This is a genomic window from Candidatus Symbiopectobacterium sp. NZEC135, assembly GCF_025962695.1.
Genome location: NZ_JAGFPF010000025.1, coordinates 13678 through 34700, shown reverse-complemented (window position 1 = coordinate 34700; position 21023 = coordinate 13678). Strand labels below are relative to the sequence as shown.

The window sequence follows — 21023 nt, the reverse complement described above, 5'->3', positions numbered from 1 at the left end:
GTAAAATTCACGCACGATACCAATAGAAAAGCGGGATTGCCTATCTTGCTAGCGATACGCCATCGCAGGCGTGCTGCTCAATAAACGCCATCATCATGCCTGCGATATCCAGTTGGGTAGTGCGTTCAATCCCTTCCAGCCCCGGAGAGGCGTTTACCTCCATCACCAACGGCCCACGCGTCGCGCGCAAAATATCCACGCCCGCCACGCTCAATCCCAGCGTTTGCGTTGCTTTCACCGCAATGGCACGCTCGCGTTCCGTGATAATCACCGGGCGCGCGGTGCCGCCGCGGTGCAAATTGGAACGGAAATCTCCTTCTTTGGCCTGACGTTCGATGGCAGCAACCACTTTGTCGCCAATCACCAGACAGCGGACGTCCCTACCCTGCGCCTCGCGCACATACTCCTGAACCAGAATGTGCGCATTCAGGCCGCGAAACGCATCAATCACACTTTCGGCCGCCTGCCGCGTTTCCGCCAACACCACCCCTATCCCTTGAGTGCCCTCCACCAGTTTAACCACCAGCGGTGCGCCACCCACCATATCGATCAGATCGCTGGTATCGTCCGGTGAATGGGCAAACCCGGTGATGGGCAAATCGATGCCCTCACGCGCCAGCAGTTGCAGCGAATGCAACTTATCCCGTGCGCGAGTGATTGAGAGCGCGTTGTTCAACGCAAAACTTCCCAGCATTTCAAACTGGCGCAACACGGCGGTGCCGTAAAAGGTAATTTGCGAGCCGATGCGTGGAATGACTGCATCGTATTTCACCAACTGTCGGCCGCGATAATGCACCGTGGGCGCCGCAGAGTTAATGTTCATGTAGCACGAGAGCGGATCAATAATATCGACAACGTGCTTACGCGCTTCTGCGGCCTCACGCAGCCGCTTGCAGGAATAGAGACTGCCGTCCCGTGATAAAATGGCGATCTTCATCAGTTCCTCACCCACGTTTTAGCGGATTGCCCAACCTTGCTGATGCAAGTAGTCCAGAATAAAGGGCCTCAGCTCTTTTTGCAGCGTGCGCTGCACGTGCTCACTCCAGGTATCGCGGCGTCGATGACTGCCACGCAGTTGGTAATAATCCCCCAATTGCTGGTCATACTGTGCCAGTACGGTCTTATCTAACGGTTGATAGCCATTCTCATGCACCACCAGCGAGGCGGGCAGGCGCGGTTTGAGGTCAGGTGTCGCAGCGGGGTAGCCCAGACAGAGACCAAACAGCGGCAACACCTGCTGTGGCAATGCCAACAGCGAGGTAACATCGGCAATATGATTACGGATGCCGCCGATGAATACCCCGCCCAACCCCAGCGATTCCGCCGCGACCAGCGCATTCTGGCCCATCAGCGCCGTATCTACGCATCCCAGCAGCAATTGCTCTGCCATCCCAGTTTGTGCCTGCGGAAAAATTTCCAGGTGGCGATGGAAATCGGCGCAAAACACCCAAAACTCAGCGGCGTCAATCACATGTTGCTGATCGCCACAATAATGGGCCAGCGTCTGGCGCAGAGTGGGATCGGTAATGCGAATAATGGAGCTGCATTGTAAAAAACTCGAGCTGGACGCGCTCTGGGCAGCGGCAATAATGGCGTCGCGCGCATCGGGCGCAATAGGCTGTGTGCTAAAAGCACGAATGGAGCGATGATGTAACAGCAGATCGATAGTTGGCGTCACGCTTCGTGTCCTTATGATGGTGTGTCCTGAAGATCGCGGGGTCGGCCCTGTGAACCGGATAGCCAGGCGCTTAACAGGCAGTATAAGCCAGCCGTCGCGACTGACCAATGCCGCTCAGCGTAAGTTATGCGCTTTGATAGCCATTACATATTAATGTAACAGGGATTTACTGCTTTTTTTTCAGCGCGGATGGGGGCATAGTACCCACAGAGAAAGACGAGGATAATATCGTTTATAGCCTTTTGTTTTGATAAGGAGTTAACATGTTTGCTGTTATTTTTGGCCGCCCTGGCTGCCCTTACTGTGTTCGCGCCAAAGCGCTGGCAGAAAAACTGACTGAACAACGTGACGACTTCAGTTTCCGCTACGTTGATATTCACGCAGAAGGGATCACCAAAGATGATCTGTCTAAAACGGTGGGTAAGCCGGTTGAGACGGTACCGCAGATCTTTTTGGACGAAAAACACATCGGCGGTTGCACCGATTTCGAAGCCTATGCCAAAGCGAACCTGAACCTGTTTCAGTAAAACGGCAGCGCATCGACACTATCCTCACCAAAGGCGCTCCCTGCGCCTTTGGTGTTTTTAGCTTCAGCGAAAATAGCGCTGGCACGACACGTAGACGAACAAAAACCCCAATGCGCCCATCAGACTCCAGAATACTGCGCTCATCACATAGGCCAATTCCTGCCAGAACGCGTTCATAGGCGTGCGCCAAAAATGCAGGATAATCAGACACAGAGGTATAGCCATCAGTGCGCCGAGAAAGGGATAACGCAATCGACCACGCGCCGATAATCCGCTGGCGACAATGCCAGGCAGCAAAAACAACAGCATCCCAGGCTCACCCCGAAATCCCGTTTCCGTTGCGGAAAAAACATCCATTTTTTGACTCAAAAACACCACGGTAAACAACAAAAAACAGCAGGTTGCACCGACCCACCCCTTATTGCTTCCCATATTCGCCTCTCTTTGCCCCACACCAACGTCGCAAGACGAGGTCAAGTGAGGCGTATTTAATCGGAACAACATCGGAATATCCCTGATATAACAACAAGCAAGGCGGCATCACTTTTTATAAAATAAAGGCTGGCTGTAATACAAACACCCAACTAAAATGGCAGCACTCTTGCTACGCTATGGGCAATTTATTTTCAGGGAACGGGTAGCACCAGTACCGAGTCACGCGCTTTTTCTGCCGGATGCTTAACACCCTGTTCCGCTATTGCCTTACAGTGAGCACTCCGAGTGAATGGCAATAAATTTAGCCCTTACTTTCATTAATTTCAAGAACTTACTAGTAAACAACACGTTACAAGCCATGAATATAAACGTCGCTGAGTTGTTAAACGGGAATTACATACTGCTGTTATTCGTGGTGCTTTCATTGGGGCTGTGCCTGGGGAAAATACGACTAGGCAGCGTTCAACTGGGTAATTCCATTGGTGTTTTAGTGGTGTCGTTATTATTAGGGCAGCAACACTTTGCCATAAATACCGATGCACTAAATCTGGGTTTTATGCTGTTTATTTTTTGCGTCGGTATCGAAGCGGGTCCAAATTTTTTCTCCATTTTTTTTCGTGACGGTAAAAACTATTTCGCGCTGGCCTTAGTGTTGGTCAGTTCGGCGCTGGTGTTGGCTCTGCTGTTGGGTAAGCTTTTCGGTTGGGATATCGGCTTGACGGCCGGCATGCTGGCGGGGGCTATGACGTCAACACCCGTGCTGGTCGGAGCAGGAGACGCGCTACGCAATGCCAACAGCATCGATCCGCAGCTCAGCGTCGAGTTGGATCATCTGAGCCTTGGCTATGCGCTTACCTATCTGATCGGGCTGGTCAGTCTGATTTTTGGCGCGCGCTATCTGCCGAAACTGCAACATCAGGATCTGCCGACCAGTGCCCAACAAATCGCGCGTGAACGCGGTCTCGATCCTGACAGCCAACGCAAAGTGTACCTCCCCATCATCCGTGCCTATCGCGTCGGGCCGGAACTGGTGGCCTGGGCTGACGGGAAAAATCTGCGAGAACTGGGCATTTATCGGCAAACCGGCTGTTCTATTGAGCGTCTGCGCCGTAACGGCATTCTCGCTACTCCCGATGGGGATGCCACCTTGCAACTGGGGGATGAAATTGCGCTGGTAGGCTACCCGGATGCCCACGCTCGCCTCAACTCCAATTTTCGTGACGGCAAGGAAGTGTTCGATCGTGACCTGCTTGATATGCGCATCGTCACCGAAGAAATTGTGGTCAAAAACAACAACTGTGTCGGCAAACGCCTCAGCCAGTTAAAACTGACCGACCACGGCTGCTTTTTAAACCGTATCGTACGCAACCAGATCGAAATGCCCATTGATGACGGCGTGGTGCTGAACAAAGGGGATGTGCTACAGGTGAGCGGCGATGCCCGGCGAGTGAAAAGTATCGCCGATCGCATCGGGTTTATTTCCATCCACAGTCAGGTTACCGATCTGCTCGCGTTTTGCGCCTTCTTTATCATTGGCATCATGGTCGGGCTTATCACCTTCCAGTTCCGTAACTTCAATTTTGCGATTGGCAGCGCCGCCGGATTGCTGTTTGCCGGGATCATGCTGGGCTTCTTACGCGCCAACCATCCGACCTTTGGCTATATCCCGCAGGGTGCGCTGAATATGGTAAAAGAATTTGGTCTGATGGTGTTTATGGCGGGCGTTGGCCTGAGCGCGGGCAGCACCATCGGCACCAGTTTTGGCTCCGTAGGCATACAAATGTTGTTTGCAGGGCTGGCGATAAGCCTAATCCCGGTGGTGCTTTGTTTTCTGTTTGGTGCCTATGTGCTGCGCATGAACCGGGCGCTGCTGTTTGGCGCCATTATGGGTGCGCGTACCTGTGCGCCCGCTATGGACATCATCAGCGATACCGCCCGCAGTAATATCCCGGCGCTCGGCTATGCGGGCACTTATGCCATCGCCAACGTGTTGCTGACCTTAGCCGGTTCGTTGATTGTCATTATCTGGCCTGAATTGCCGTTTTAAGCAGGTTGAAAAAAATTGTCACGATTCTTTAAAAAAAACCGAACTTTTTCTCATGCATAACGTCTGAATAAGTGCCGCTGCTTTTCTTTGAAATCCCCTTATTGAGGAGCCCGTCGTTCCCGCCTTTTCAGGTTCAAGAATGATGGGCCTTTTCTTTTCTTACCGACCAGACTTCTCTTTGCGACCCGATTCTATTGGATGGTACTATCTACGCCAGACTGACAGGGGATAACCATACGATGGAAACACGGCGCGCAGCACGGATCAACAAACTGACTCAGGCATTGAAGAATGGCGATCGGCTGCATTTGAAACAAGCGGCAGAATTGTTGGGCGTATCTGAAATGACCGTGCGTCGCGATCTGAACGCCACGTCAGCCAGCGTAATTCTCTTGGGCGGTTACGTGGTTAACGATCCGCAGGGCGGCGCTATCGGTCACTATTTTGTGTCCGATCAGCAGAACCAGCAGGTGCAAGAGAAACGCGTGGCGGGCCGTCTGGCAGCGCAACTTATCGAAGCGGGTGATACCGTTTTTTTTGACTGCGGCACTACCCTCCCCTTTGTTATCGATGCCATCGACGAAGACCTGCCGTTTACCGCGGTCTGCTACTCCCTGAACACCTTTCTGGCGCTGCAAGCCAAACCCGCTGCCAAAGTCATTTTATGCGGCGGTGAATTCCATCCCGATAATGCCATTTTCACGCCGCTAACGCGGCAGAGTGAACTGGACCCCATCTGCACCAGCAAAGCGTTCATCTCGGCGGCAGGGGTCGATCTCAAACGGGGAGCGACCTGCTTTAATTTTGCCGAATTGGATATCAAACACCGGGCGATGGCGCTGTCGCAGCGCACTATTCTGGTGGCCGACAGCAGCAAGTTTGGCCGCATACAGCCTGCCACTATCGGCGCATTGACGCAGTTCGATACGCTGGTGACCGATTGTGCACCGCAGGGCACCTACCAGGATTTCGCGCTCGACAACGGCATTATGCTGATCTACCCCGGTGGTTAAAACCAGCCACCAAACCATTTGGTTAGGGTTAACCATACCGCATCCCACAGCCGTCCGAACAGGCCGGCTTCAGGTACCTCATCCAGCACCACCAGCGGGCGCTGGGCGATGACTTTTCCATCCAACTGGAAATCCACCGTACCGACCGCCTGATTTTTCGTCAATGGAGCCTGCAAATGTGGCGACGCCAGAGTAAAACTGGCTTTAAGATTGCGCATTTGCCCTTTAGGTACCGTCAGAGCGACATCGTCAGCAACCCCTAACCGCGCTTCACTCTGTGCACCGTACCAGACACGCTGAGTGGTAAACGTGGTATTAGCCTGAACCGGCGTGACGGTTTCGAAGAAGCGGAAACCCCAGGTCAGCAGCTTTTCGCTGTCGCGGAAACGAACGGCATCTGTCGGTGCGCCCAGCACCACAGAAATTAACCGCATGTTACCTTCCGTCGCGGATGCCACCAGATTGTGTCCGGCACCACTGGTATGTCCGGTTTTGATGCCGTCAACATTCAGGTTACTGCTCCACAATAAGCGGTTGCGGTTGGGCTGCTTAATATTATTGAAGGTGAATTCTTTTTCTTTATGCAGGGCATACTCTTCCGGCACATCGCGTATCAACGCCTGCCCCAGCAGCGCCATATCGCGCGCCGTGCTGTACTGCCCGGCAGCATCCAACCCGTGCACGGTGAGGAAATGAGTATTGGTGAGATTCAGTGATTTGACATAGTTGTTCATCAGGCTGACAAACGCATCCTGGCTGCCCGCCACGTAGTCAGCCAACGCAATGCTGGCATCATTGCCTGATTGAATAACGATGCCTTTATTCAGCTCTAACACCGGAATCTTATCACCGGGTTTTAAAAACATCAGCGACGATCCGCGCAGCACCGGATTACCCGTTGCCCAGGCATCTTTACCGACGGTAACCAGATCGTCGGGTTTAATTTTTTCCGTTTTTATCGCCTGACCGATAACGTAGCTTGCCATCATTTTCGTCAGGCTAGCGGGGTCCAGTCGCTCATCCGCTCGCTGCTCCGCGAGAACCACACCGCTGTGGTAATCCATGAGAATAAAGGCTTTGGCTTCGAGCTGCGGCGCGGCAGGTGCCTGTTCAGCATATACGTGTGGGGTCAACGTCAGCCACAGCAGCGTCGCGCTGCATAGCATCAAGCGGGAGCATGCGGCCTTAGAAAATCGAGCCTGAGGGAAATGGGCCGTGGTGTTCATGCGTCCTCCATGTCGTAAGTCGTGCAGTTAATCTGGTCAGATTTCGATATGCTTTGCAACGAATGGCAATAAACTGTGTACCCTACCGTCCGCGGCCCGACAATGAAACGCCCTACTCTGTAAAGATACTCAAAGAAATGAAAACGTCTAGAAAATACGCTGATTTATAAACACGTTATGAGAGTTTTCTCATGGAAGGAAGGGAAAAGCGGCAAGCGGCACGGACCGCTTGCCGGTAGCACACCGTTAGCGACGATCGCGTTTATCCGCGCGCTTGGCAAACCAATCACCCAGCATCTGTACCACTTGCACCAGAATAACCAGCGCCACCACGGTCACCACCATCACCTGTGTTTCATAGCGGTAATAACCAAAGCGGATCGCTAAATCACCGACGCCACCACCGCCCACAATGCCTGCCATCGCAGAGTAGCCAATCAGGCTCACCAGCGTGATGGTCAGTCCGCGCAGCAAACCCGCCTTGGCTTCCGGCAGCAGCACGGTCGCAATAATGCGTATCGGGCTGGCGCCGAACGCCTCCGCGGCTTCAACAATGCCGGGATCGACTTCGCGCAGGGCACTGTCCACCAGCCGCGCATAAAACGCCATCGCCGCTACTGACATCGGCACCGAAGCCGCCACCGGCCCGATGGTGTTACCCAGCAGAATCTGGGTAAGCGGCAACAACAGCACCAGTAAAATCACAAACGGGATAGAGCGGATAATGTTGACCAAAATGGTGCTGCATAAATACACCGCACGGTTTTGCCAAAACAGGTTTCTGTCGGTGACAAAAATCAGCAGGCCCAAAGGCAGGCCACCAACAATGGCGCACAGCGTCGCAATGCTGACCATCTGAAAGGTTTCACCAAACGCCACGGTCAGGTCGAGCCCAAAATCACCCATGTAACACCTCCACGCGCGCGGTGCGGGTTTGAACATAATGGATAGCGGCAGCCAGTTGCTCGCTGTCCGTCGGGTGGGTCAGTAACACCACCAGAATACCTAGCGCACGGTTGCCGATATATTCAATCTTACCGTGCAAGATGTTGACCGAAACGCCATAGCGCACCGCCACATCGGATAACACCGGCTGCTCGGCGGAATCGCCGATAAACAGGATTTTCAGCAACGTGCCTTGCAGTTCTTCTTTCAGACGTGCGGGCAATTCCAGATTCAGCGTGTGGGAGACCAACTGTTGCGTGAACGGATGTTGCGGTGCAGCAAACACATCGAACACCTCACCTTCTTCCACTACGCGGCCTTGTGTCATCACCGCCATGCGATCGCACACCGTTTTGATGACGCTCATTTCATGAGAAATCAGAACAATGGTGATCCCCAGGCGTTGATTAATCTCTTTGAGCAGCACCAGGATGGCGGCAGAGGTTTCCAGATCGAGGGCCGAGGTCGGCTCATCGCACAACAGTACTTGTGGATGATTGGCAATCGCGCGTGCAATACCGACCCGCTGTTTCTGCCCCCCGCTCAAGCGGGAAGGATAGACATCCGCCTTATCGGACAACCCGACAAGGTTTAGCATTTCAGGCACGCGCTGGGCAATTTCCTGCGCAGATTTGCCCGCTGCTTTCAAACTGAACGCGACGTTTTCCGCCACGGTACGCGTTTGCATCAAGTTGAAATGCTGAAAAATCATACCAATGCCCTGACGGGCCTGGCGCAGGTCGCTGCCGCTTAAATCACTGATCGTGACACCATTCACCGTGACACTGCCACTCGTCGGGCGTTGCAGCAGGTTAATGGTACGCAACAGGGTACTTTTTCCCGCACCGCTGGTGCCCACAATCCCAAAAATTTCGCCCTGCTGGATACGCAAGCTGACGTTATCTACCGCCGCCGTTGCGCCCGCTTTCCCCTGCGAAAAATTCACGCTAATCGCGTTGAGTTCTATCATTGCCGATTCTCTGTTTTATCCCGACCAAAAACATTATCCCGGCCAGAGGCCGGGATAATAACACGCTGTCGCACTGGACTATGCCGACTTACTGTGCGGCACGTGCCTTCATCCATTCTGGCTTCTGGAATTCACTGAACACGCTGCCCGGTGCATTAATCGCCGCAGCATACTCCTCGGATTCCACTGCGGCTTTAATATCTTTGGCAAACGGCTTATCAATATCGTCCGCACGCACCGCAATGACGTTTTTCAGGTTTTCATCCAACGTCTCCAGCTTGAGCGCGGAGGACAGTTTCAGCCCGGCAGCAAACGCAAAGTTACCGTTAACCAGCGATGCGGTGACACTATCCAGCGTGCGCGGCAGTTGGGCCGCTTCCAGCGGTTTGAATACCAGACCGCGTGGGTTATCAACAATATCTTTTTCTGATGCTTTGGTAGCGTCAAGCTCCGGCTTGATAGTGATCAATCCGAGCGATTGCAAAAAACGCAGCCCGCGAGCCAAATTGGTCGCATCGTTGGACAGCGTAATCACATCGCCTTTTTTCAACTCGTCCAACGAGTGGATTTTTTTAGAATAGAACCCCATGCTCGCCGTCGGCACAATGATCAGCTTCGCCAGCTTCAAGCCTTTGTCAGCCGCAAATTTTTCCAGATAGAGCGAGTGCTGGAACAGGTTGGCATCAATACTGCCGTTCGCCAGCGCCAGATTGGGCTGCACGTAGTCGCTAAACTCACGTACCACGACTTTGTAGCCCTTTTTCTCGAGTTGCGGTTTGATGGTCTGATTGACCATATCGCCATAAGGACCGGGTGCCACACCAAACGTCAACGTCTGCGGATCGGTGCTGGCCAATGCCGTGGAAGTACCCGCCACAAACGGCAGTGCGGAAAGAAGCGCCGCGCCCAGCAAAGCGCGAAAACGATGGGTCAAAGTCATGGTGGTTTCCCTGTTTTATCGTGTGTACCGCATTATGAAAAATCCGCTTTGGGATGATAAAGATTAAATTGGCATATCTTTATGTCGGCGACACGTTAGCACAGGCAAGCGGGGATCAAAACAGCATGCTATTCAGGATGATAATTCCCTTTTCTTATCCCCCGCGCCGTTGAAAAACCGGTATAGTGGTTTGCACTGTTGCTGCCGGGGCGTCAACGCACGCCCTCCCATTCGCCATCAGAGGTTTATAATGCTTACTTTATGGGGCCGAGAGAATTCAAGTAATGTCAAAAAAGTCCGCTGGCTCGCCGCCGAACTGGGGTTGAATTATCAGCATATCCTTGCTGGCGGCCAGTTTGGTCGTAATCGCGAGGCGGATTATCTGGCCATGAACCCCAACGGTCTGATCCCCTGCTTACAAGACGACGATGTGGTGTTGTGGGAATCCAATACCATCGTTCGTTATCTGGCCGCCAAATACGGTCAGCAGAGCCTGTATCTGGCCGATCACGGTCAGCGCGCCAGTGCAGAAAAATGGATGGACTGGGCAATATCTTTAGGGGTGCCGTTTGGTGCCGTATTTATCGGCCTGGTGCGCACGGCGCCTGAACAGCGCGATGTAGCCCTGATTGCCAAACAGAAAGCGGAATGCGAACGCCTGCTGGCAATTGCTGACGATGCCCTCTCCCGTCAACCCTGGCTCTCCGGGCAGGCTTTCGGTATTGGCGATATTCCTCTCGGCTGTATCGCGTATGGCTGGTTTAACATGGACATCGAACGCCCATCATTGCCACATCTGGAACGCTGGTACCAGCAGTTGACCGCGCGCCCCGCCTTCCGCGACACAGTCATGTTGCCGTTGACCTGATGCGTTTTATCCGGCGTCATTTCGAACAGAGTGCGCCGGTTATTTCAACCCGACACGCAGCAATTTGCCATTGCTGTCATCGGTCAGCAGGTACAGGTAGCCATCCGGCCCGGTTCTGACTTCACGGATACGTTCATTACGATCCGTCAGCAAGCGCTCCTCAGACAAGATACGATCGCCCTCCAGCGTTAAGCGAATCAGGTTGCGATCTGCCAAGGCGCCGATAAACACCGAATTTTTCCACTGTGGGAAACGCTCACTCTGATAAAATGCCATACCGCTGATACCGGGCGATTTTTCCCACACGTGCACCGGATCGGCCATGCCTGGCACCCGGGTTCCCTTCGCTTCCGGGATTTTCAACCCAGAGTAGTTGATACCGTGTGTCGCCAGCGGCCAACCGTAGTTTTTCCCGGCAGCGGGAAAGTTGATTTCATCGCCACCGCGCGGGCCATGCTCGTGCTCCCACAGGGTTCCGGTAACCGGATTAAAGGCCAGCCCCTGCGGATTACGATGACCATACGACCATATTTCTGGGCGCGCCCCGGCCTTGTTCACAAAGGGATTATCGACAGGGACTTTGCCTTGTGCCGTCAGCCGCACGATCTTCCCTTGCAGCTTATCCAGATCCTGCGCGGTGGGCCGCTGGTTGTTTTCACCGAGCGAGATAAACAGCAAGCCGTTTTTATCGAAAGCCAACTTGCCGCCAAAGTGATTACCGCTGGAGAGTTTGGGCTGTTGGCGGAAGAATACGGTGAACTGCTCCAGATGGCGATAATCCTCAGACAAACGCCCATAGCCTACGGCAGTACCCGCGTTACCGTCGTCGCCCACTTCGGCAAAACTCAGGTAAATACGCCGGCTTTGTGCAAAATCCGGGGCCAGCGCGACGTCCAGCAAGCCCCCCTGCGATTTGGCAAACACCGCAGGTACACCGTCAATCGGCGCGGAAAGCCCCTTCCCCTGCTGCCAATGCCGCAATTGCCCGGCACGTTCGGTGATCAGCATGCCGTTATTTTCCGGTAAGAACGCCAGTGACCAGGGGTGATCCAGTTTATCCTGCAATTCGGTCACCACAGGCTGCGCCGCCAGCAACGGCGTGGCAACGGTAACCGTAAGCAGCAGCAACCCGCGAGCAGCGGCAGCAACGGGTCGGGTCAATGAAAACAGCATGGTGGGGCTCCTTGGCAAGGCATTTCACTAACTGTAGGCAGCGTGGCCACGGCACGCAAAAAAAGCGACGACGTTTTACTTTTCTTGACGTTAGCGCGTCCCGAACACGCCAATCATGCGACGGATAGCGCATGTTGCCACGTTCTCGCATTACCCCCACACTTCGCTGTATAATGTTTGCCGTAATGTCATTAAAATCCCGCGCCATTGATGCAAAGTGAGTAACGTTGAATGTCCCACACAAAAACACCTGCCGCCGCGCCGAAAGTCGGTTTTGTCAGCCTCGGTTGCCCGAAGAACCTGGTCGATTCCGAGCGTATCCTGACCGAATTGCGCAACGAGGGCTATCAGGTTGTGCCAACCTACGATGACGCCGAAGTGGTTATCGTCAATACCTGCGGTTTCATCGACAGCGCGGTGCAAGAGTCGCTGGAAGCCATTGGCGAAGCGCTGAACGAAAACGGCAAAGTGATCGTCACCGGTTGCCTCGGTGCCAAAGAGAACCAAATCCGCGAAGTGCACCCGAAAGTGCTGGAAATCTCTGGGCCGCACAGCTATGAACAGGTGATCTCGCATGTGCATCATTATGTTCCCAAACCGGCGCACGATCCCTTTACCAGTCTGGTACCGGCGCAGGGCGTCAAACTGACGCCCAAGCACTATGCCTATCTGAAAATTTCTGAAGGCTGCAACCATCGCTGCACTTTCTGCATCATCCCGTCGATGCGCGGTGATTTGGATAGCCGCCCGATTGGCAGCGTGCTGGATGAAGCTAAACGCCTGGTTGAAGCGGGTGTGAAAGAGCTGCTGGTGATTTCACAGGATACCTCGGCCTACGGTGCCGATGTGAAGCAGCGCACCGGCTTCTGGAACGGGCAACCTGTCAAAACCAGCATGGTTAGCTTGTGTGAACAACTTGCCTCACTGGGCGTGTGGGTGCGGTTGCACTATGTTTACCCCTATCCACATGTGGATGACGTGATTCCGTTGATGGCCGCAGGCAAGATCCTGCCCTATCTGGATATTCCGTTACAGCACGCCAGCCCGAAAATTCTCAAGCTGATGAAACGCCCTGGAGCAGTAGAACGCACGCTGGAGCGCATCAAAAAGTGGCGCGCGATATGCCCCGATCTGACGCTGCGCTCCACCTTTATTGTCGGCTTTCCCGGTGAAACCGAAGAAGATTTTCAAATGCTACTCGATTTTCTGAGCGAAGCACGGCTGGATCGCGTGGGTTGCTTCCAATACAGCCCGGTGGAAGGCGCGACGGCAAACGAACTGCCGGATCAAGTGCCTGAAGCGATCAAAGAAGAACGTTTTCACCGCTTTATGGCGCTGCAACAACGTATCTCCGCGGAGCGCTTGCAGGAGAAAATCGGCCGCACATTGCGCGTACTGATCGATGAAGTGGACGACGAAGGCGCAATTGGTCGCAGCATGGCCGACGCACCGGAAATCGATGGCAGCGTCTACCTTAACGGCGAAACCAACGTCAAAGTGGGCGATGTTGTGCAGGTGGTTATCGAACACGCCGATGAATACGACCTGTGGGGCAGCCGGGTAAACTGACCGGATCGCAGACTGCATAAACCGGCCCGCTGGCCGGTTTTTTTTGCCTGCTTTTCGCGCATTCGCACAACAATCAATCAATAATCGGCGATTACCTTGGCTATGGCTTGCTTACGCCAGACGGGTAAAGTAGCCTTTGCTCATGATCCTTTTTCTTATTTTGATACCCGTATGAGCATATGGAAGCGCCTGATCGTCGGTTCAGGTATTGTTCTTTGCGTATCATTATTGTCAGCATTCGCTCTGGACCGGTGGATTGGCTGGAAAACGGCCCCCTACATCTATGACGATTTAGCTGAGCTGCCGGAACGTCAAGTAGGCGTGGTGCTGGGTACGGCAAAATATTACCGCGTTGGCGCATTGAACCAGTACTACCTGTTCCGTATTCAGGGGGCTATCAATGCTTACAACGGCGGGAAAGTCAGCTATTTGCTGCTCAGCGGTGACAACGCGCTGCAAAGCTACAATGAGCCGATGACCATGCGGCGCGATTTGATCGCGGCGGGCATTTCACCCAGCGACATTGTGCTTGATTATGCGGGGTTCCGCACGCTGGACTCCATTGTGCGCACGCGCAAAGTGTTTGATACCAACGATTTCACGATTATTACCCAACGCTTCCACTGCGAACGTGCGCTGTTTATCGCTATGCATATGGGTATTCAGGCACAGTGCTATGCAGTACCCTCACCGAAAAACATGATGACGATCCGGCTGCGTGAGGTCGGTGCCCGGCTTGGGACGCTGTTCGATCTCTACATCCTCAAACGCGAACCCCGCTTTCTGGGTCCGTTGGTGCCTATCCCGGCAGAGCACAAAATTGCCAAGGATGAGCCTGATTATCCTGCTGTCCCTCCCGAGTTGCTCAGTACGTTAGACAACCTGCCCGCAGAAGCGGAGAAAGAGCATGACGGTAGCGCCGGCGCAAACAGTAATCCGGCACCACCACAACCGTAATGCGGGAGCCACCCGTTACCAGAGGCGGTTATCCGAGATTAGCGCGAAGGCCCGGCAACCAGCCTCGTTAAGCGTCGCCATCCCCACTCCAATGGGCCTTGTTCGAAATTACGCAGCCAGTAGTGCGCCACTAACCCGTTAATTAACCAGATAAACGGCACAATACCCAGCAATTGCAAACGGCCGAACTGCATAAAACCGCCCCAGTGATAAAAGAACTGGGTGCAGATCAGCGTCTGCAACAGGTAGCTGCTCAACGCCATCCTTCCGATGTCTCCTATCCAGGAGGACACCCGCCATTGTTGCAATGTTGACCAATACCCGTAGCAGAGCGCCAGATATCCGATAGCCTGAATCGGTGCGGCAATATCACGAGGAATTTGCAGCAACAGCCCGCTCCAGCGGTACTCCCAGGCAAGATGCCATTGCAACGCCATGCCAACAGCATCAATCAGCAATCCCCCTGCGATGAACCACAGCGCAACCTTGCGATAGTGCGCCGTACTGAATTCACCGCGCAGCCAACCGCTGCGCATCAACCCGGCACCGAGCAGCAACGAACCTGCCAGCAACCAACCATATTGCACACCCAGCGACAATAAACTCTCGATCAGCAGATCCACGCGATTGCGCCACGCTTCTACGCCCCCCATTTGGAGCCAATAGGCTTCGTAGGCGATGTCTGCATCACCCGGCAACCAATAGCGCCCCGGCTCCGGGCTAAGAATCTGGCTTAGAACCACCAGCATGCCAACGCCTACGGCGTACATGACCATGCCCATACGCATCAGCATGCGACTGCTATCCGCCTGTCGGATCATGGTAAAGCAGAGCAAGCCGATCAGGCCGTAATCCAGCAAGATATCGCCATCCCACAGGAAAATACCGTGCAACAAGCCAATCAGCATCAGCCAGAACAGGCGCGCATGTACCCAGCGCGTACCGCGTGGCAGTAGCAATTGTAAGCCTGCGCCAAACAACAGGGCGAACAGGGTCAGAAACTTCGCCTGCGCCAGCAGATCCATCACAGCCCAGGTCAGGGCATCACGCAGTGCAGGGTAACCCGCGTAGGCAGGGTTAAGGTAGGCTGCTTTGGGCAGGCCGAAGGCGGTGATATTGAGCAATAAAATGCCCAATACGGCAACGCCGCGCACGAAATCCAACGTGGAGATACGGCGAGACGATGACGGAAAGAGAGGCTTCATAGGCGCTTGTGCCAATCCAATGAGACGCATGCTGCCGACAACCACACTCGGTGGCTGCGGCACAACGATCAGTGCTGGTGGTGACGCACCGCGCGCAAGAATTCCTGACGCGTATTCTGGCTCGATTTGAACAAACCACCCAGCGATGTGGTGGTGGTTGCACTGGTCGCATCACAAATACCGCGCGCCTTGACACAGTAGTGCACGGCATCAATCGATACGGCGACGTTGCTGGTGCCAAGCAGGGTTTGCAACGCGACCAGAATCTGCTGCGTCAAACGCTCCTGCACCTGCGGACGCTGTGCAAAAAACTGCACGATACGGTTGATCTTCGACAGGCCAATCACCCCTTCCTTCGGGATATAAGCGACGGTTGCCTTGCCATCGATGGTGACAAAATGGTGCTCGCAGGTGCTGGTCAGTGTGATATCACGCACGGTAACCATTTCATCCACTTTCATTTTGTTTTCAATGATGGTGATTTTCGGGAAATTGGCATAGTCCAGCCCGGCGAAAATTTCATCCACATACATTTTTGCGATGCGATGTGGCGTTTCTGCCAGGCTGTCATCTTGCAGATCGAGGCTCAGCAGATTCATGATTTCAGTCATGTGTTCGGCGATGCGTGCTTTGCGGGTGGCGGCATCCAGCAGCGCGCCGCGCAGCGGGGTTTCCAGACCGCGCGCCAGCAACGCTTCATGAACCAGCGCCGCTTCGCGACTCAACGTGGGGGTCATTCTCTTTCTTCTCCGGCAGGTGTGACATTCCAAGCGCGTTCACTCTAGTGGAGTGACGCAGGATTATCCAGTGATTGTACTTCATCATCGGTGAAATAGGTTCAACTTCATGCCGAGGGATAACGGATCGTAGAACGAAAAAAGCGTCAGACATGTCCGTCTGACGCTCTAGGATAACAGGTTGCTAAAGGTGACTGTTTTACGCCTCTAGACGTCAGAACGTCTCCCAGTTATCGCTTGCTGAGGCACTTTTCTTGCTGCTGGCTAAGAGTGCAGGCGCGAGGGTCGCACTTTTACGCGACAACGCAACGGCAGGTGACAGAGTTTTATCCTGCGCAGAGAGTTTGAACAGCGCAACGGCTTCGGTAAGCTGACGCGCCTGATCCTCCAGAGATGCAGCCGCCCCCGCAGATTGCTCCACCAGCGAGGCATTCTGTTGCGTCACGCCGTCCATCTCAGCAACCGCTTGCCCGACCTGGCTGATGCCACGACTCTGCTCATCCGACGCATTGGCAATTTCCCCCATCAGATCGTTAACCCGCGTCACCGCCACAATAATGGCATTCATCACGTCACCGGTTTGAGCTACCTGCTCGGAACCTTTACCCACCCGTTGCACCGACTCGGCAATCAACGTTTCAATCTCTTTGGCCGCCTGAGCGCTGCGCTGTGCCAGATTACGTACCTCACCGGCCACGACCGCAAACCCACGCCCTTGTTCACCCGCACGTGCGGCTTCCACCGCTGCGTTCAACGCCAGGATATTGGTTTGGAACGCGATGCCGTTAATCACACTGGTAATATCAGCAATCTTTTTCGAACTGGTGGTGATGCTGGCCATGGTTTCCACCACGTCAGAGGCCACTTCGCCGCCGCGCCGTGCAGCCACTGCCGCATTTTGAGAAAGCGTACTCGCCTGATGTACATTATCGGCATTCTGCTTCACCGTGGCGCTCAGTTGCTCCATGCTGGCAGCGGTTTCGGCCAAGGCAGCGGCCTGCTGTTCGGTACGCGCCGAGAGGTGGTTATTGCCACTACGAATCTCGCTCGAACCTTGGTAGATGGCTGCAGAACTGTCTCGAATCGCGGAAACGGTACCAATCAATTTACTTTGCACGTCTCTGAGGTAAGGGATCAGTTGTCCCACGCAGTTACGTCCAAACTCCGTGACCGGGCTGCCAAGATCGCCATCCGCCATCACACGGAAATGGGCCTTGATATCATTTAAGGGCTTCACCAGATAGTTCATCAGATAACGATCGGTGAGCAATAGCATCAAAGCCCCGACCACCAATGCCACCAGAAGCACACTTCTACCCCATGACAGCAAGGAATAGACCTGCTGCAACGACTCGGTTGAACGTGACGTAATGCTGTTCTGGTATTTTTCCATCGCGCCACCAAAAGCGACGCTGAGCGGAGGGTAGGTGTTCATGAATAATTGCTGGAACACCTCGGGTTTGTTCGCTTGCGCTGCCGCAATCATCGGCTGCAACCCATTGCTGATAAGCGCCTGCCAGGTGTTGACCATAGCGCTAGCAATCTCAGGATCGACGATAGAGTGATCGGTATTTTTGAATTGTTCTAAAGCCTCGCTGGTGTTTTTTAATGCGGTCGCAGCGGCGGTCAGGGTTTTTTCAGCGTCTGCACTGTTGCCGACCTGCTTAAAATCCATTGACCGTACCATGCGCGTCACAGTTCGGAAATATTGGTCATTACCTCTCGACAACATTTCTACATTTTTTTTCTGTATTTCGCTCGCTTCAAGCAGCCCTGTCATTTTGCTTAATGATGACATGCTATAAAGGGAAACCCCTGCCCACAACAGCAGAAAAGCCCCCAAAATGATAAGAAGCATTGCCCTGATGGTGATGTTTCTCAAAAAGTTCACGGATGACTCCTGTAACTAATTCAGCGATCTTCTTTTACGCTTTTTGTCTGTTTTCCGCGTATTCATCGAGATCGACCGTCACTGCGTGACACATAGGCCATGCGCCACAACGTATCAAACACTCCTTGTCGTGTAACAAAAAAAACATTTATCGGTCTTAACTGACATCATCGGCAATAAATGACTCACCTTTACCCCGGCCGAGCATTAAACACGAGAAAAACATCCACAACAATAGATAGATTCAATTGTTAGCACGAACTGATTTTTTTCGTAATAAATTCCGCTTTCATTAGGCTTTTTTATTTTCGAATCTGAAAAACCATTGGCAACCAGTGCTTTTTTACACAGTGTATTTATTCGCTCTACCCCAAGCATACTAACAGTAGATATTTCTCAGCTTTTAGACAAAAAATATTAATTTATTTTCATATATAGCAAGATGATAATTTTTAAAAGTTACAGTATACATCCAGTACTATCCCCTTGAGAGATAATGATGTTACGAATAACATTCGTGAGAAACTGGGAGAAAATTAGAGTTTTTCGTTATGTGACAGGCACAATGTTGTGATTTTGTAACAAACTTGAAATAGGTTTAGCGCGCTTTAGCATCGCCTTCGACGGCCTTCACATCAGTAGCGAATTTCTGTCAGATGTAACAAGATCGTTGCTAAGTCACGTGATAGTCGTTAGACTGAGTTCATCATTTAAAGTGAACAAGTCAATTACTGTTAGTCTCATAAAAAGAAAGGTGGTTTATGGACCTGACGCAGCTTCGGATGTTCTGTCTGGTAGCAGAAACAGGCTCAGTGGCTCGCGCCGCCGAGTTGTTGCAGCGTGTTCCCTCCAACTTAACAACCCGATTGCGTCAGTTGGAACAGGAATTAGGTCGCGATCTGTTTATCCGCGAGAAACAGCGACTGCGTTTGTCCCCGGTGGGGCACAATTTTCTCTGTTATGCAGAACGTATTTTGGCGTTGAGTGAAGAAGCGATCAGCATGACGCGCGCGGGGGAACCTACCGGCAATTTCGCTCTGGGTGCGATGGAAAGCCTCGCTGTGAGCCATCTGCCCGCATTGCTGTCGGCCTACCATACACGTTACCCCGCGGTGTCTGTCGCCCTAACCTGCTCAGTGTCCAGTGATATCGTTGAGCGGGTAAGAGCCGGAACGCTGGCGACCGCGCTGGTAGACGGGCCGATACAGGCCGACGAACTTAACGGATGCGCCGCGTTTGGCGAAACGCTGGTGCTGGTTTCCGCCTTGGATCATGCGCCGATCGCCCATCCGCAGGATATTGCGGGCAGCACGTTGCTGGCGTTTCGCGCAGGCTGCGCCTATCGGCACAAGTTGGAAACCTGGTTCCATCAGGCAGGTGTTACGCCCGGTCACACGCTTGACGTGACCTCCTATGCAGCGATGCTGGCCTGCGTCGCGAGCGGCGCCGGTGTGGCGTTGTTGCCACTGTCAGTGTTGGACGCGCTTGCGGCACGCGATCGGGTACAACGCCATCTTCTGCCCGAGCCGCTGGCTAGCACATCCACCTGGTTGATATGGCGGCGAGACGCCTTCGGCCCCAATGTGGAAGCCTTTAAGAAACTGATTATCGAGCAGTTCGATACATAAACGCACTTTCACCTCTTGCTGGACACGAGCGCGAGAGGTTCATCCCATTACTGCAACTGCATTACCTATAGGAGCACACCATGAACATGATCAAAACCCGCGCCGCTGTCGCCTGGGGCCCTAACCAACCGCTCTCGATTGAAGACGTTGATTTGATGCCGCCACAAAAAGGTGAAGTCCTGGTGCGTATCGTCGCGACCGGCGTGTGCCACACCGATGCCTATACGTTGTCAGGTAAAGATCCAGAAGGCGTATTCCCTGCCATTTTGGGCCACGAAGGGGGCGGCATCGTTGAAGCGGTTGGCGAGGGCGTGACCAGCGTTGCCGTCGGCGATCACGTTATCCCACTGTACACGCCAGAATGTGGCGAGTGTAAATTCTGTCGCTCCGGCAAAACCAACCTGTGCCAATCGATTCGCAGTACGCAAGGCAAAGGGTTGATGCCGGATGGCACCACGCGTTTCTTTAAAGATGGCAAGCCGATTTTTCACTACATGGGCACCTCCACCTTCGCAGAACTGACGGTAGTGCCTGAAATTTCCCTGGCGAAAATCAATAAAGAAGCGCCGCTGGAAGAAGTGTGCCTGCTGGGCTGTGGCGTAACCACCGGTATGGGTGCCGTACTGAATACCGCCAAAGTAAAACCCGGTGACAGCGTGGCCGTGTTCGGTCTGGGCGGTATCGGCCTGTCGGCGATTATCGGCGCACAGATGGCCGGCGCTGGACGTATCATCGGTATTGATATCAACACCAGCAAGTTCGATCTGGCCCGCAAACTGGGGGCAACCGATCTGATCAACCCGAAAGATTATGACAAGCCGATTCAGGATGTGATTGTTGAGTTGACCGACGGCGGCGTGGACTTCTCTTTTGAGTGCATCGGCAACGTTAATGTCATGCGTTCCGCACTGGAGTGCTGCCACAAGGGTTGGGGCGAGTCCGTTATCATCGGCGTTGCCGGTGCAGGAGAAGAAATCGCCACTCGTCCGTTCCAATTGGTGACAGGACGCGTATGGCGCGGCTCAGCGTTTGGCGGCGTGAAAGGCCGCAGTCAACTGCCCGGTATCGTCGATCGCTATCTGAAAGGCGAATTCCCGCTAAAAGATTTCATTACGCATACCATGCCGCTGGAACAGATTAATGAAGCCTTCGATTTGATGCATGAAGGCAAATCGATTCGCACCGTTATTCACTACCGTTAATCCGCGCACAAG

Annotated in this window: 19 protein-coding genes; 8 read left to right on the top strand and 11 right to left on the bottom strand. The window is 53.5% G+C overall.

Annotated features, from left to right (window positions below; all coding sequences use genetic code 11):
- Positions 1–40: 40 nt before the first annotated feature.
- Both rimK and nfsA read right to left on the bottom strand, forming a co-directional pair.
- The gene (gene rimK, locus J5224_RS13695) at positions 41–937 is read right to left on the bottom strand and encodes a 30S ribosomal protein S6--L-glutamate ligase (RefSeq protein WP_264625896.1); all 897 of its coding nucleotides are present in this window, start codon (positions 935–937) and stop codon (positions 41–43) included.
- 18 nt (positions 938–955) lie between these two features.
- Positions 956–1678: an oxygen-insensitive NADPH nitroreductase gene (nfsA, locus tag J5224_RS13690; protein ID WP_264625895.1), complete on the bottom strand. Its 723-nt coding sequence runs from the start codon at positions 1676–1678 to the stop codon at positions 956–958.
- Positions 1679–1941: 263 nt separating this feature from the next.
- On the opposite strand from nfsA, the gene J5224_RS13685 reads away from it, so the two are divergent.
- Positions 1942–2205, top strand: coding sequence for a GrxA family glutaredoxin (locus J5224_RS13685; RefSeq protein ID WP_195312865.1), 264 nt, complete (start codon positions 1942–1944; stop codon positions 2203–2205).
- Positions 2206–2268: 63 nt separating this feature from the next.
- Here the strand turns inward: J5224_RS13685 and J5224_RS13680 are convergent, their stop codons facing one another.
- Positions 2269–2637 carry an inner membrane protein YbjM gene (locus J5224_RS13680; RefSeq protein WP_264625894.1) on the bottom strand — a complete coding sequence of 123 codons (369 nt, stop codon included), beginning with the start codon at positions 2635–2637 and terminating at the stop codon, positions 2269–2271.
- A gap of 361 nt (positions 2638–2998) precedes the next feature.
- Between J5224_RS13680 and J5224_RS13675 the strand changes: the two genes are divergently transcribed.
- Complete coding sequence (locus tag J5224_RS13675; RefSeq protein WP_264625893.1) at positions 2999–4687, top strand: aspartate:alanine antiporter; 1689 nt, start codon at positions 2999–3001, stop codon at positions 4685–4687.
- A 239-nt stretch (positions 4688–4926) separates the two neighbouring features.
- Positions 4927–5700: a DNA-binding transcriptional repressor DeoR gene (gene deoR / locus J5224_RS13670; RefSeq protein WP_264625892.1), complete on the top strand. Its 774-nt coding sequence runs from the start codon at positions 4927–4929 to the stop codon at positions 5698–5700.
- Here deoR and J5224_RS13665 read toward each other — a convergent pair.
- The 4 genes from J5224_RS13665 to J5224_RS13650 all read right to left on the bottom strand — a co-directional run bounded on the left by J5224_RS13665 (position 5697) and on the right by J5224_RS13650 (position 9781).
- Positions 5697–6866 carry a serine hydrolase gene (locus J5224_RS13665; RefSeq protein ID WP_264625920.1) on the bottom strand — a complete coding sequence of 390 codons (1170 nt, stop codon included), beginning with the start codon at positions 6864–6866 and terminating at the stop codon, positions 5697–5699. The two genes, deoR and J5224_RS13665, sit on opposite strands and share 4 nt — an antisense overlap.
- A 306-nt stretch (positions 6867–7172) precedes the next feature.
- Complete coding sequence (locus J5224_RS13660; protein ID WP_264625891.1) at positions 7173–7832, bottom strand: methionine ABC transporter permease; 660 nt, start codon at positions 7830–7832, stop codon at positions 7173–7175.
- Positions 7825–8841: a methionine ABC transporter ATP-binding protein gene (locus J5224_RS13655; protein ID WP_264625890.1), complete on the bottom strand. Its 1017-nt coding sequence runs from the start codon at positions 8839–8841 to the stop codon at positions 7825–7827. Before J5224_RS13655 ends, J5224_RS13660 begins: the two co-directional genes overlap by 8 nt.
- An 88-nt stretch (positions 8842–8929) precedes the next feature.
- Positions 8930–9781, bottom strand: a complete 852-nt coding sequence (locus tag J5224_RS13650) for a MetQ/NlpA family ABC transporter substrate-binding protein (RefSeq protein ID WP_264625889.1) — start codon at positions 9779–9781, stop codon at positions 8930–8932.
- Positions 9782–10031: 250 nt separating this feature from the next.
- On the opposite strand from J5224_RS13650, the gene J5224_RS13645 reads away from it, so the two are divergent.
- Complete coding sequence (locus J5224_RS13645) at positions 10032–10649, top strand: glutathione S-transferase family protein (protein WP_264625888.1); 618 nt, start codon at positions 10032–10034, stop codon at positions 10647–10649.
- 39 nt (positions 10650–10688) lie between these two features.
- Here J5224_RS13645 and J5224_RS13640 read toward each other — a convergent pair whose 3' ends face one another.
- Positions 10689–11822 (bottom strand): PQQ-dependent sugar dehydrogenase, encoded by a 1134-nt coding sequence (locus tag J5224_RS13640; protein WP_264625887.1) that lies wholly within the window; start codon positions 11820–11822, stop codon positions 10689–10691.
- 231 nt (positions 11823–12053) lie between these two features.
- Between J5224_RS13640 and rimO the strand changes: the two genes are divergently transcribed.
- Both rimO and sanA read left to right on the top strand, forming a co-directional pair.
- The gene (gene rimO / locus J5224_RS13635; RefSeq protein ID WP_264625886.1) at positions 12054–13391 is read left to right on the top strand and encodes a 30S ribosomal protein S12 methylthiotransferase RimO; all 1338 of its coding nucleotides are present in this window, start codon (positions 12054–12056) and stop codon (positions 13389–13391) included.
- Between the two features lie 177 nt (positions 13392–13568).
- Positions 13569–14348: an outer membrane permeability protein SanA gene (gene sanA, locus J5224_RS13630; protein WP_264625919.1), complete on the top strand. Its 780-nt coding sequence runs from the start codon at positions 13569–13571 to the stop codon at positions 14346–14348.
- Positions 14349–14386: 38 nt separating this feature from the next.
- Here the strand turns inward: sanA and yeiB are convergent, their stop codons facing one another.
- The 3 genes from yeiB to J5224_RS13615 form a co-directional block, all read right to left on the bottom strand.
- Positions 14387–15553: a DUF418 domain-containing protein YeiB gene (gene yeiB, locus J5224_RS13625; protein WP_264625885.1), complete on the bottom strand. Its 1167-nt coding sequence runs from the start codon at positions 15551–15553 to the stop codon at positions 14387–14389.
- 68 nt (positions 15554–15621) lie between these two features.
- The gene (gene folE / locus J5224_RS13620; RefSeq protein WP_222160407.1) at positions 15622–16290 is read right to left on the bottom strand and encodes a GTP cyclohydrolase I FolE; all 669 of its coding nucleotides are present in this window, start codon (positions 16288–16290) and stop codon (positions 15622–15624) included.
- A gap of 214 nt (positions 16291–16504) precedes the next feature.
- Positions 16505–18181, bottom strand: coding sequence for a methyl-accepting chemotaxis protein (locus tag J5224_RS13615; RefSeq protein ID WP_264625884.1), 1677 nt, complete (start codon positions 18179–18181; stop codon positions 16505–16507).
- Between the two features lie 761 nt (positions 18182–18942).
- Here J5224_RS13615 and ptrR point away from each other — a divergent pair.
- Both ptrR and J5224_RS13605 read left to right on the top strand, forming a co-directional pair.
- The gene (gene ptrR / locus J5224_RS13610; protein WP_264625883.1) at positions 18943–19809 is read left to right on the top strand and encodes a putrescine utilization regulator PtrR; all 867 of its coding nucleotides are present in this window, start codon (positions 18943–18945) and stop codon (positions 19807–19809) included.
- Between the two features lie 80 nt (positions 19810–19889).
- Positions 19890–21011: an S-(hydroxymethyl)glutathione dehydrogenase/class III alcohol dehydrogenase gene (locus tag J5224_RS13605; RefSeq protein ID WP_264625882.1), complete on the top strand. Its 1122-nt coding sequence runs from the start codon at positions 19890–19892 to the stop codon at positions 21009–21011.
- Positions 21012–21023: the final 12 nt, after the last annotated feature.